An 11833-nucleotide genomic window follows, 5' to 3' on the forward strand; every position below is an offset into this window, starting at 1 on the left:
GCGCTCAGCGGGATACCGCGACGATCACCGCAATCACCAGCAGTGTCACCAACGCGATCGTCATCCACCGGCGGGTCACCTGCGGAAGCGGCCGGCTCACGGTTCGGCCACCGGCGTCGAGTCGGCACGCTCACGAGAGGGTGCAAGGCCCTTCCCACCATGCCGACGCAATACCAGATCCACCACCCTGTCGATCAATCCTGCCAGCAGCCAACACAGCGGCACCAGCACACCGAGCAGAATCGGCACTTGGATCCAAAACGAGACGCCGGCCAGCCACGCCTCGACGCTGTCGACGATCCCGGTCACCACACCAGGTTAGCCCGCGGCCGGAGTTGTGAGACGCGGCAGATCAGCGCAGACCCGGCGGGGGTCTGGCCCGTGGCCACGGGCAGGCGCCGGACCCGAGCGGCACAATGAGCCGATGAGCGAAACTCAAGCCGGCACCGACCTGTCCCACACCAAGGCCATCCTGGCGGACGCTTTCGGCCGCATTGCCGAGCAGGTGAGTCAGGTGGCCGACGGCCTGTCGCAGCAGGACGCCGACTGGCGTCCCGACCCCGAGGCCAACTCCATCGCCTGGCTGCTGTGGCATCTCGCCCGCGTCCAGGACGATCACATCGCCGGCCTGGCCGGCACCGAGCAGGTGTGGACCGAGGGGGGTTGGAACAAGAAGTTCGCGCTGCCCTTCGACGATTCCGCCATCGGTTACGGCCAGTCCAGCGACGAGGTCGGTCAGGTGCAGTCCGACCCGCGGCTGCTGGCCGACTACCAGGCGGCGGTGCATCAGGCCACGCTCCGCTACCTCGACACCCTCACCGCAGACGAGCTCGACCGCATCGTCGACACCAGTTGGAACCCGCCGGTGACCGCCGCGGTCCGGCTGGTCAGCGTCGTCAACGACTGCACCGACCATGTCGGCCAAGCCGAGTACGTCAAGGGCATGGCGCAGCGCCGCGGATAGCTGTAGCCGACCGGGGCGGCTCGGCCGTCGGCGCCGACCACACTCGTGCGGCAGCCTCAGCGATTCGCCGCGGCGGCCAGCGCCTTGCGGACGCCAGGCTCCGGCGGTCCGAGAAACGTGGGGTCGGGACGGAACACCGCGTCCCACGCGGCTTTCACCGAACCGGGGATCTCCCGCACCGAGTTGCTGATGCCGTGCACCGGATGCTCATCGGCGACACCGTCGGCGTTCAGGCCGGCCTGTCGGCACAGAAACACCGCGCGGGGCAGGTGAAAGGTCTGGGTGACAACAAGAATGCGATCCAACCCGAAGACGCGTTTGGCTCGGCTGCACGAGTCCCAGGTGTCGAACCCGGCATAGTCCCGCACCACCTGTGCTGCCGGAACCCCTTGGGCGACAAGGTAATCGCGCATGGCGTTGGGTTCGTCGTGGCTGGTGCTGCCGTTGTCGCCGGACACCAGAAGCACCCGCACCTTCCCGGCTCGGTACAACGCGGCGGCATCGTCGAGCCGGTATGCCAGGTACTCCGACGGCGAGCCGTCGGCACGCAGCCCAGCACCCAGCACCAGGGCGACCGGCGCCGACGGCGCCTCGGCCACCGTGTATTCGTGCCCGGACGCGGCGATCCGCATCCAGGTATAGCTGCCGCCGACCACCAACGCGACCACCGCGACGGCCGCCACCGTCCAGCGCAGCGCCCGCCGCCCGCGTTTGCGACGGCGGTTGCCGGAGCTTGGCGCATCAGCACCGCTCGCACCGGCACTGCGAGTAGCGGGCGCCCCCGAACAGTCCGAGTTGGCATCTCCGGCACTGCGCTGGCCCCCCGCGGCGACTTCCGCCAAGGGCGCAGCGGAGATCGGCAGCGTCGGCGCCGTCGGGCTGGGTGCATCAGGACCGGCCGGGGGCGATTGCGCTCGTGGCGCCCCAGTGACGGGCGCCGCCGGGCGGTCAGGATGATGTTCGGGCATACCGGCTAGGACGTCAGGCGGCCGGATCGGTTCCGGTCCGGCGGCACCCGGCGGTGCAGCTGTGCGGCCCGCCGGCGCTGTGCACTCGCCAGGGCCATCCGGCCAGGCACGCCTGCTACTTCTTGACTGCTACTTCTTGGCCGGGTCCTTGCTGGACGGAGCGTCCGCGGAGAGCGCGGCGATGAAGGCCTCCTGCGGCACCTCAACCCTGCCCACCATCTTCATCCGCTTCTTGCCCTCCTTCTGCTTCTCCAGCAGCTTGCGCTTACGGGTGATGTCGCCGCCGTAGCACTTGGCGAGCACGTCCTTGCGCATCGCCCTGATGTTCTCCCTGGCGATGATCCGCGAGCCCACCGCCGCCTGGATCGGCACCTCGAACTGTTGCCGCGGAATGAGTTCGCGCAACTTGGCCGTCATCGCCACCCCGTACGCGTAGGCCGAGTCGCGGTGCACGATGGCGCTGAACGCGTCGACCGCCTCACCCTGCAGCAGGATGTCCACCTTCACCAGGTCGGCGAGCTGGGTGCCGGCCTCCTCGTAGTCCAGCGAGGCGTACCCGCGGGTGCGCGACTTCAGCGAGTCGAAGAAGTCGAAGATGATCTCCGCCAGCGGCATGGTGTAGCGCAGCTCGACCCGTGACTCGGACAGGTAATCCATCCCGCCCAGCTGCCCGCGCCGGGACTGACACAGTTCCATGATGGTGCCCACGTACTCGCTCGGCGCGATGATCGTCACCTTGACCACCGGCTCGCGCACCTCGGCGATCTTGCCGCCAGGCCAGTCGCTCGGGTTGGTGACCGTGTGGGTGGACCTGTCCTCCATGGTGACCTCGTACACCACCGTCGGCGCGGTGGAGATCAGGTCGAGGCCGAACTCGCGTTCCAGCCGGTCCCTGGTGATTTCCAGGTGCAGCAGGCCGAGATAGCCGCAGCGGTAACCGAATCCGAGCGCGGTGGAGTTCTCCGGTTCGTAGGTGAGCGCGGCGTCGTTGAGCCGCAGCTTGTCCAACGCGTCGCGCAGCAGCGGGTAGTCGCTGCCGTCGATCGGGAACAGGCCGGAGTACACCATCGGCTTCGGATCGCGGTATCCACCAAGGCTTTCGGTGGCCGGCTTGGCCGCCGAGGTGATGGTGTCGCCCACCCGCGACTGCCGGACGTCCTTCACCCCGGTGATCAGGTAGCCGACCTCGCCGACCCCTAATCCCTTGGTGGGCACCGGTTCCGGTGAGATGACGCCGACCTCGAGCAGCTCGTGGGTGGCCTTGCTCGACATCATCTGAATGCGCTCGCGCGGGGTGATCTTGCCGTCTACCACCCTGATGTAGGTGATCACGCCGCGGTAGATGTCGTAGACGGAGTCGAAGATCATCGCGCGGGCCGGCGCGTCCGGGTCGCCCACCGGCGGCGGCACGTCCCGGACCACCCGGTCCAGCAGCTCGGCGACGCCCTCTCCGGTCTTGCCGGAGACCCGCAGCACGTCGTCCGGCGAGCCACCGATGATGTGCGCAAGCTCGGCCGCGTACTTGTCCGGTTGGGCCGCCGGCAGGTCGATCTTGTTGAGCACCGGGATGATCGCCAGATCGTTCTCCATGGCCAGGTACAGGTTGGCGAGGGTCTGCGCCTCGATGCCCTGCGCGGCGTCCACCAGCAAAATCGCACCCTCGCAGGCGGCCAACGAACGCGACACCTCGTAGGTGAAGTCCACGTGCCCTGGGGTGTCGATCAGATGCAGCACGTAGTCGCCCTCCAACGCCACCGCGGTGGCGTCGGCGGTGGCGGGATCGGCTTCGACCTTCCACGGCAACCGCACGTTCTGGCTCTTGATAGTGATGCCGCGCTCACGCTCGATGTCCATCCGGTCCAGGTACTGCGCCCGCATCGACCGGTCGTCCACGACACCGGTGAGCTGCAGCATGCGATCGGCCAGCGTCGACTTGCCGTGGTCGATGTGCGCGATGATGCAGAAGTTGCGGATGCGCTCCGGTGGCGTGAACGTCGTGCGGTGCGCGATCGAAGGCTTCGTCAAGTCCTCATCCTGGGAAATCCTGGGGCGGCCGGTCGATCCGGTGTGGTGCCGACTGGCACCCGGTCGGGACGATCCCACCGGCTCGGTTCTGCTTCGGCCCGTTGTCCCCGCCATTCTCCCACGTACCCCGCCACCGACCGCCGCACCTAACCTGGTAGGAGGCGGCTGCCCGCCGCCGTCAGACTGCACTGAGAGGACGACGATGTTCGACGATTTGGCCGGCAAGGTGGCAGTGGTCAGCGGTGGGGCCCGCGGGCTCGGGTACGAGATGGCGTCGGCGCTGGCGTCGCAGGGTTGCCAGATCGCGCTGCTCGATCTGCTGGATGCCTCGGACAGCGCCACCAAGCTCGCTCAGCAGTACGACGTGCAAACCACGTCGGCCCACTGCGATGTCACCGATCCCGAGTCGGTGGCCGCTGCCGTCGAAAGTGCGGTCGACGCGCTCGGCACCCCGCAGGTGCTGGTGAACGCCGCCGGCATCGCGGTGCACAAGGATGCCCTCGAGCTGGCCCCCGACGAATGGCGCAGGGTGATCGACATCAACCTCAACGGGCTGTTCTTCGTCAGCCAGGCGGTGGGCCGGCAGGTGGTGGACGCCGGCGGCACGGCCTCGTTCATCAACATCGCCTCGATGTCGGCATTCGCGGTGAACATCCCGCAGCGGCAGGCCTCGTACAACGCCTCGAAGGCGGGCGTCGAGCAGCTCACCCGGTCACTCGCCATCGAGTGGATCGACAAGGGCATCAGGGTGAACGCCATCTCCCCCGGCTACTTCCGGTCGCAGATGACGGCACAGTTCATCGACGACAACCCCGACATGGGCAAGTTCTGGATCGAGCGGATCCCGGCCGGGCGGATGGGCGAGCCGGAGGACCTGGACGGCGTCACCGTCTTCTTGGCCTCCGACGCCTCCAAGTACGTTGTCGGCGAGGTCATCGTGATCGACGGCGGTTACACCATCGTCTGATGCCGGCCGGCCCCGCTGGCCCGAGCCCGCACCGGCTCGGGCGGGGTCGCGCCGGTCTGCCGGGGACCGCAGCGGCGCCGACAGCTGTTGGCCGAGCCGGGAAGCTCATTCGGTTTGGATCTGTCGGGCCGGCACGTAGGTGTCGTCGTAGTAGGTGGTCGGCGCGGGCCCGCCGTCGAGTTGGAGTGGCACGGTCTTGGTGACCGAGATCGCGGCTGCTGCGCAACTGGCGGGCACGGTGGGGGGCGGGGGTGTTGCGGTCTGCGCTCGAGCGGGTACCTACCCACCACCACCCCCATCGGTGAAGCTCATTAGGGTGGGTAACCATGTCGACTCTTGCGATTACCGGTGGCCATGTCGTTCCGATCGAGGGAGAACCCTTTGAGGGAACGGTGATCGTCACCGACGGGAAGATCAGCGCGCTCGGACCTGACGTCGAGGTTCCGGCCGACGCGACGGTGGTCGATGCCGACGGGAAGTGGGTGCTGCCAGGGTTTTTGGACGCACACACGCACCTCGGTGTCGACGAGGAGGCCGAGGGCTGGGCCGGTGACGACACCAACGAGATGACCGAGCCGGTCACCGCTCAGGTGCGCGCGCTGGACGCCATCAACCCGGCCGAGCTGGGCTGGGGCGACGCGCTGACCGGCGGGGTCACCACGGTGTGCGTCAACCCCGGTTCCGGGAACGTCATCGGTGGGCTGTGCGTCGCGCTGCACACCCACGGCCGCACCGTCGACGAGATGGCGCTGAAATCACCCGCAGGGCTGAAGTCGGCGCTCGGCGAGAACCCGAAGCGGGTGTACGGCGAGAAGAAGGTGATGCCGTCCACCCGTCTCGGCACCGCAGCGGTGCTGCGCAAAGCCTTCGTCGACGCGCAGAACTACCAGGCCAAGCAGGCCGCCGCGAAGGCCGAGGACAAGCCGTTCGACGGCCGCGATCTGAAACTGGAAGCGCTGGCGTCCGTCCTCAACAGGGAAATCCCGTGGCGGCAGCACAGCCACCGCGCCGACGACATCGCCACCGCCCTCCGGGTGGCCGACGAGTTCGGCTACCAGCTGGTGATCGACCACGGCACCGAGGCCCACCTGATCGCTGATCTGTTGGCGGACAGGGGCATTCCGGTGCTGATCGGCCCGCTGTTCACCTCGCGCAGCAAGGTCGAGCTGCGGAACCGGTCGCTGGCCAACCCCGGCAAGCTGGCCGACGCCGGCGTCGAGATCTCGATCATCACCGACCATCCGGTTGTGCCGATCCACTTCCTGGTGCACCAGGCGACGCTGGCGGTGAAAGAAGGTCTCGACCCGAAGACGGCGCTGCGCGCGATCACGATCAATCCTGCCAAGGTGATGGGACTGGCCGATCAGGTCGGCTCGCTCGAGGTCGGCAAGCTCGGCGACGTGGTGATCTGGTCGGGTGATCCGTTCGACGTGATGCAGCGCGCCGAGCGAGTCTTCATCAACGGCGACGAGGTTTACACGCACAGCACGGCGGAAGGCCGATCCGACCGAACCGACTGATCCGACAAACCGGCTGAGCCTGCCTGCTGCGCCGACGCATCGGCGCGGAAGATCGTGCACCGAGTTCGGTGCACGATCTTCCGCGCTGTTGCAGTTCAGCCCAATCCGCGGGCGAACATGGCGTCCATCGCCCTGTCTGGCAACACCTTGCGCGCCGCGATCAGTGGTTTGGCGCCGGCACCGATCGCATAGCGAGTGCGCGGACGCCTGGCGGTGGCGGCCCGCTCGATGGCCTTGGCCACCACGCTCGGGTCGGAGCCGAACGAGTCCGAACCGAGCCGGGAGCCGATCTTGGCCACCCGGTCGGCGTACGGGCCGTCACCGGAGCGTTCCTGCGCGGATTCGGCGGCGATGCCGCCCCACTCGGTCTTGATGCCGCCCGGCTCGATGATCACCACGTCCACCCCGAACGGCGCCAGCTCCTGACGCATGGAGTCGCTCAGTCCCTCCACCGCGAACTTGGTGGCGTGGTACCAGCCGCCGAACGCGGTGGCGAACTTGCCGCCCATCGAGGTGACGTTGATGATCCGGCCGGACCGCTGCGCCCGCATGGTGGGGATCACCAGCTGGGCCAGCCGCGCCAGCGCGAACACGTTCACCTCGAACTGACGCCTGGCCTCCGACAGCGGCACGTCTTCGACGGCACCGTACGAGCCGTAGCCGGCGTTGTTCACCAGCACGTCGATACGGCCCTGCTCGTCGAGAACCTTCCGGACGGCCGCCTGCATCGCCTCGTCGTCGGTGAGATCGAGCGGCAGCGGCCGGATGCCGTCGCGCTCCAACTCGGCCAGCCGGTCGACCCGCCGGGCGGCGCCGTACACCGTGAAGCCGGCCTGAGCCAGCCGCCTTGCGGTGGCGGCACCGATACCGGACGAGGCACCGGTGACAACAGCAACCTTGGTCATGATCTGCTCCTTAGCTGATAACTAACCGTTCGGTTGATACCAGTGTGCTGCGCTAGATCGCAGCTGTCAACTGAACGGTTAGTTGATATGCTCGGGAGCGTGCCTGCCGACCGATCTGCCCGCGGCGAGTCAGCTGCTCCCGCGCGCCCGCTCCGCGACGCCGACGCCACCAGGCAGCGACTCCTGGAGGCAGCGACCGCCGAGTTCGCGGTGCACGGCATCGCCGGTGCCAGGGTCGACCGGATCGCGACTGCCGCGCAGGCGAACAAGGCGCAGATCTATCACTACTTCGGCAGCAAGGAGGGACTCTTCGACGCGGTGCTCGGCGCCCACGCCAACGTTGCGACGGCCGAGGAGTACTTCGACGCCGACGACCTTCCCGGCACCGCCGGGCGGCTCTTCGACCAGTTCGACAGCCGACCCGATCTGGCCAGGCTGGCCACCTGGTACCGGTTGGAGCGGGCCGGCAGCGAACGTTCCATCGGCCCGATCATGGCAGCGAACGAAGCCAAGATCGCGGCGATCACCCTGGCCCAGCGCCAGGGCAGCGTGACAGACACCTTCCCGCCAGATGTGTTGCTCGGCCTGGTGATCACGCTTGCGATGGCATGGGTCACGCTGCCGCCGGAGTTCGAGAATCCGGCCAACGCGCACTCAACGGGACAGCGTCGAGAGTTCGTGATCGAGTCGGTCCGCCGGCTGATCGCGCCGTGAGCACCGCGACCCGTCAGAACACGAATCGGAACAGCACCAGCACGGCGATGACGGCGTACCAGGCGCCGACGATCCACGGCCGGTAGGGACGCAGCCGGTGCAGCCGCCAGCCGTCCACCGCGGCGTAGACGAACAGCGGGATCATCGCCGCCCACACCACCATGCAGTACGGGCAGAGCGCGCCGACCTCGTAGAGGCTGACGACCACCAGGTAGTGGATGAACAGCACCCCGGCGGCGGTCCCCCAGGCGAACGCGATCCGGAACCACTCCGGCGGCCGGAACCCGCAGAGGTAGACCACACCGGTGGTGATCACCACCGGGAAGCCGACGAGACCGATCAGCGGATTGGGGAACCCGAAGGTGTCGGCCTGCGGGCTGTTCATGATGGTGCCGCAGGAGAGCACGGAGTTGATCGAGCAACTCGGCCGGTAGTTGGGGTCGATCAGGGTCTGGATCTTCTCCACCGCGATGACGAACGCGCCGAGCAGACCGACGGCACCGGTGACGACGTACAACCACGCCAGCCCGCGGCTGGGCGCGGAATCGTCCATCGGTTCGTCGAGGGCTGCGTGCTGCACGTCGTCAGCGTCGGTGACGGTCATGACTGGGCGTCCTCGGGCTCGGGCACCGGCCATCTTCGGCGCGGCACGATTGGCCAGCCCGTCCGGCCTGCGGGCTGCGACGTTCTCGGGTTGTGACGTTCTCATTGTGCCCCCGGCTGCGGAACAGCCACCCGGAACCCGGCGGCCGCCGAAAAGGGCATCGCTGGACCTCGCGTTGGCAGTCGGCAGCCGGCTCGCGGAAGTTCCCGCCCGTCCCGCGGTCGTGACGGTGCTGGCACCGTGATGCCGGCAGCACCGTCATGGTGCCGACACTGCAGTGTTGCCGGCAGGGCCATCGGTCCCGCCATGGCACCGCCGGTGTGGCCCAGCCGCGAATCGCGACCTACCGTTGGCTCATGGCAGACCTTGTTGACGGCACCGGTTCCGGCCTCATCGTCCCTGCAGAGACCGGCATCGAGCTGGCCCCCGGCGGCAAGCCGGTGTTGTCGAACGGCACTCCGGTGCTGGCCGACTCCGGCGAGCCGGCCTGGCGGCAGGGCTACCCGTACGAGCAGAAGATGTCCCGCTCCGAGTACGAGAAACTCAAGCGCGTCCTGCAGATCGAGTTGCTGAAGCTGCAGTCGTGGGTCAAGGACACCGGCCAGAAGATCGCGATTCTGTTCGAGGGCAGGGACGCCGCCGGCAAGGGCGGTTCCATCAAGCGGTTCACCGAGCATCTCAACCCTCGTGGCGCGCGGGTGGTGGCGCTCGGGGTGCCGACCGATGCCGAGCGCAGCCAGTGGTATTTCCAGCGCTACGTCGCGCACCTGCCCAGCGGTGGCGAGATCGTGCTGTTCGACCGTTCCTGGTACAACCGCGCCGGTGTCGAGCGGGTGATGGGCTTCGCCGACGCCGCGCAGTACCGGGAGTTCATGCGCTCGGCGCCCGAGTTCGAGCGGATGCTGGTGCACTCCGACATCCACCTGATCAAACTGTGGTTCTCGGTCAGCCAGGCCGAGCAGGCGGCCAGGTTCGCCGCCAGGGAGCAGGATCCGGTCAAGCGCTGGAAGCTCTCGCCGATGGACAAGGCCAGCATGGACAAGTGGGACCAGTACACCCAGGCCAAAGAAGCGATGTTCTTCTACACCGACACCGGCGATGCCCCGTGGACGGTGATCAAGAGCAACGACAAGAAGCGCGCCCGCATCGAGATGATGCGATTCGTGTTGTCCCAGTTCGACTATCCGTCCAAGGACCATGAGGTGGTCGGCACTCCCGACCCGTTGATCGTCGGCCCGGCGTCCGCGGTCTACGAGGAGGGCGAGTTCTCCGGCGGGTCGTTCCCCACGCTGTGACCGGGCGCCGATCCGGCGCTGCCGCCCTGGCGGTGGCCGTTGCGGCTGCGCTGGTGCTCAGTGGGTGTTCGGGGCCGGGTTCCGGGCCGCCGACCAGCGCGCCGCCCGCTGCATCCGTCGATCTGCGCAGCGCCGGGGACGGGACCGCAGGACCTTCCGAGGCAGCACCTTCTCCACCGTCCAGATCAGCACCGGCCGAACCAGCACCGGCCCAACCAGCCCCGTCCCGACCGGCGACGAACGCTCCAGCGCCGTCCCCACCAGCACCGGACGGATCAGTGCCGTCCGAACCGGCGCCGGACGGACCAGGGCCATCCGAACCGGCGCTCCGCACCGGGTCGGCGGCGTCGGCCGATGCGCTGCCGGACGTCGGCCTTGCCGGCGTCAACGATCCGCGCTGCCGGTCGACCGAGCCGCCGGTGGTGCTGCTGCACGGCACGGTGTCGACGCCGGAGTCCAACTTTTCCCGGCTGGCACCGGCACTGCGGGCCTCCGGACGCTGCGCTTACGCGGTGCTGTACGGGGCGATGCTGGGCTGGGGCGGCGTCGGTGACATCGACGCCTCCGCCGACCAGGTGGCCGCCTTTGTCGGCGCCGTTCGACGAGCCAGCGGCGCCCGGCAGGTCGACGTCATCGCCTTCTCCCAAGGCGCGCTGGTGCTGCGGAATGCCTTGCAGCGCAAGCTGAATCCCGCCGACGTCCGGTTAGCGGTGCTGCTGGCGCCCAACTACCACGGCACCTCGGTCAACCTGGCGAGCCGGGCGCCGGCCGCGCTGTGCCCGGCCTGTGGTCAGCAGGCCACCGGCTCGCCGCTGCTGCGCCGGCTGGCCGATGGCGGCGAGCTGGCGCCCGGGGTGCGCTATGCCGCGCTGTCCACCGCCGACGACGCCTGGGTGTTGCCGGTCTCCGGGCAGGCTCCCGTCGGACCGGCCGATCGGGTGCGCGCCGAAGTGCTGCAGCAGCGCTGCCCCGGCCTGTCCGTCGCGCACGAAAACCTGCCAGGCCAGCCCACCGCCGTCGAGTGGACTCTCGGGACGCTGCGCAACGGCGGCGTCCCACCCGAACAGCTGCCGTGCCGGTGATCCGGTACACCTCAGCGCTGCAACGGGCCGAACGGTGCCAGGTCGGATGGTCGGCCGGGCCTTTCGCTGCTGGTAAACTCAATGGTCGCGCGTGTCGTCAGTCGTGAGGCTTGAGCAGGCGCCCCGACTGAGCACCCAGACCATCACTTGAGCAAGAAGCGAGGCAGTTCCGCGTGGCCAACATCAAGTCGCAGATCAAGCGGATCAAGACCAACGAGGCAGCGCGTCAGCGCAACAAGGCCGTGAAGTCGGCCCTGCGCACCTCCGTGCGCCGGGTCCGCACCGCCATCGCCGCCGGCGACAAGGCGACCGCCGGCACCGAGCTGGTGACCGCCTCTCGCGACCTCGACAAGGCCGTGAGCAAGGGCGTCATCCACGCCAACCAGGCCGCGAACCGCAAGTCGGCGCTGGCCAAGCAGGTCGCCGCACTCTGACCCTGGCTGCCGGGTTTCCGGCACCCAGCAGCACCGCATCACGGCGCCGTTCCCATTCGGGGACGGCGCCGTTCGGTGTTGTCGGCGCCCAATCGCCGGGACCCGGTTGTCGGCACAATTGTCGGCACCGTTGTCGGCACACCCGGGTGTCGGTGCGCACCGCCGCCGCGCCTGATCGTGGCGGCGCCGTCATGGGGAAAACTCCCCAGGGCATCGATTTCTGGGACGACGGACCGCCCCGCTCGGGCATAGTTGCCGGTGGCGGCGTCGGGGCGATCAACAGCTCCAGTGCGCCAACGGCTCCAGTAGTTCACAGCGCCAGCAGTACCTGACCATCGCAACATCAGGGGGAGTT

Annotated in this window: 12 protein-coding genes; 7 read left to right on the top strand and 5 right to left on the bottom strand. The window is 68.4% G+C overall.

Annotated features, from left to right (window positions below; all coding sequences use genetic code 11):
• Positions 1–96: 96 nt before the first annotated feature.
• Positions 97–309 carry a hypothetical protein gene (locus HKD39_RS12505; protein WP_212754502.1) on the bottom strand — a complete coding sequence of 71 codons (213 nt, stop codon included), beginning with the start codon at positions 307–309 and terminating at the stop codon, positions 97–99.
• 115 nt (positions 310–424) lie between these two features.
• Here HKD39_RS12505 and HKD39_RS12510 point away from each other — a divergent pair, with 115 nt between their 5' ends.
• On the top strand, positions 425–964 hold the full coding sequence (locus tag HKD39_RS12510) for a mycothiol transferase (RefSeq protein WP_171200216.1): 540 nt from the start codon (positions 425–427) through the stop codon (positions 962–964).
• A gap of 56 nt (positions 965–1020) precedes the next feature.
• On the opposite strand, the gene HKD39_RS12515 is transcribed toward HKD39_RS12510, so the two are convergent.
• Both HKD39_RS12515 and lepA read right to left on the bottom strand, forming a co-directional pair.
• Positions 1021–1647: a SanA/YdcF family protein gene (locus HKD39_RS12515; protein WP_212754503.1), complete on the bottom strand. Its 627-nt coding sequence runs from the start codon at positions 1645–1647 to the stop codon at positions 1021–1023.
• Between the two features lie 414 nt (positions 1648–2061).
• Positions 2062–4071 carry a translation elongation factor 4 gene (gene lepA / locus HKD39_RS12520; RefSeq protein ID WP_171200217.1) on the bottom strand — a complete coding sequence of 670 codons (2010 nt, stop codon included), beginning with the start codon at positions 4069–4071 and terminating at the stop codon, positions 2062–2064.
• An 88-nt stretch (positions 4072–4159) separates the two neighbouring features.
• Between lepA and HKD39_RS12525 the strand changes: the two genes are divergently transcribed.
• The gene (locus HKD39_RS12525; RefSeq protein ID WP_171200218.1) at positions 4160–4924 is read left to right on the top strand and encodes an SDR family oxidoreductase; all 765 of its coding nucleotides are present in this window, start codon (positions 4160–4162) and stop codon (positions 4922–4924) included.
• Between the two features lie 326 nt (positions 4925–5250).
• Positions 5251–6444 (top strand): amidohydrolase, encoded by a 1194-nt coding sequence (locus HKD39_RS12530; RefSeq protein WP_171200219.1) that lies wholly within the window; start codon positions 5251–5253, stop codon positions 6442–6444.
• A gap of 95 nt (positions 6445–6539) precedes the next feature.
• Here HKD39_RS12530 and HKD39_RS12535 read toward each other — a convergent pair whose 3' ends face one another.
• Positions 6540–7349 carry an oxidoreductase gene (locus HKD39_RS12535; RefSeq protein WP_171200220.1) on the bottom strand — a complete coding sequence of 270 codons (810 nt, stop codon included), beginning with the start codon at positions 7347–7349 and terminating at the stop codon, positions 6540–6542.
• A gap of 99 nt (positions 7350–7448) precedes the next feature.
• Between HKD39_RS12535 and HKD39_RS12540 the strand changes: the two genes are divergently transcribed.
• Positions 7449–8063 (top strand): TetR/AcrR family transcriptional regulator, encoded by a 615-nt coding sequence (locus tag HKD39_RS12540; protein WP_212754504.1) that lies wholly within the window; start codon positions 7449–7451, stop codon positions 8061–8063.
• A 13-nt stretch (positions 8064–8076) separates the two neighbouring features.
• Here the strand turns inward: HKD39_RS12540 and HKD39_RS12545 are convergent, their stop codons facing one another.
• Positions 8077–8667, bottom strand: a complete 591-nt coding sequence (locus HKD39_RS12545) for a vitamin K epoxide reductase family protein (protein WP_171200222.1) — start codon at positions 8665–8667, stop codon at positions 8077–8079.
• 356 nt (positions 8668–9023) lie between these two features.
• Between HKD39_RS12545 and ppk2 the strand changes: the two genes are divergently transcribed.
• The 3 genes from ppk2 to rpsT all read left to right on the top strand — a co-directional run bounded on the left by ppk2 (position 9024) and on the right by rpsT (position 11478).
• Positions 9024–9962: a polyphosphate kinase 2 gene (ppk2, locus tag HKD39_RS12550; RefSeq protein WP_171200223.1), complete on the top strand. Its 939-nt coding sequence runs from the start codon at positions 9024–9026 to the stop codon at positions 9960–9962.
• Positions 9963–10240: 278 nt separating this feature from the next.
• On the top strand, positions 10241–11044 hold the full coding sequence (locus HKD39_RS12555) for an alpha/beta fold hydrolase (RefSeq protein ID WP_171200224.1): 804 nt from the start codon (positions 10241–10243) through the stop codon (positions 11042–11044).
• A 173-nt stretch (positions 11045–11217) separates the two neighbouring features.
• On the top strand, positions 11218–11478 hold the full coding sequence (gene rpsT / locus HKD39_RS12560; protein WP_171200225.1) for a 30S ribosomal protein S20: 261 nt from the start codon (positions 11218–11220) through the stop codon (positions 11476–11478).
• Positions 11479–11833: the final 355 nt, after the last annotated feature.

Source organism: Nakamurella aerolata (assembly GCF_013002705.1).
GTDB classification, from domain to species: Bacteria; Actinomycetota; Actinomycetes; order Mycobacteriales; family Nakamurellaceae; genus Nakamurella; species Nakamurella aerolata.

Excerpts from the sequence above, each read along its gene's own strand:
- HKD39_RS12510 (WP_171200216.1), top strand. The coding sequence starts at position 425 with ATGAGCGAAACTCAAGCCGGCACCGACCTGTCCCACACCAAGGCCATC.
- ppk2 (WP_171200223.1), top strand. The coding sequence starts at position 9,024 with ATGGCAGACCTTGTTGACGGCACCGGTTCCGGCCTCATCGTCCCTGCA.
- HKD39_RS12530 (WP_171200219.1), top strand. The coding sequence starts at position 5,251 with ATGTCGACTCTTGCGATTACCGGTGGCCATGTCGTTCCGATCGAGGGA.
- HKD39_RS12535 (WP_171200220.1), bottom strand. The coding sequence starts at position 7,349 with ATGACCAAGGTTGCTGTTGTCACCGGTGCCTCGTCCGGTATCGGTGCC.
- lepA (WP_171200217.1), bottom strand. The coding sequence starts at position 4,071 with ATGGCGGGGACAACGGGCCGAAGCAGAACCGAGCCGGTGGGATCGTCC.
- HKD39_RS12525 (WP_171200218.1), top strand. The coding sequence starts at position 4,160 with ATGTTCGACGATTTGGCCGGCAAGGTGGCAGTGGTCAGCGGTGGGGCC.
- HKD39_RS12545 (WP_171200222.1), bottom strand. The coding sequence starts at position 8,667 with ATGACCGTCACCGACGCTGACGACGTGCAGCACGCAGCCCTCGACGAA.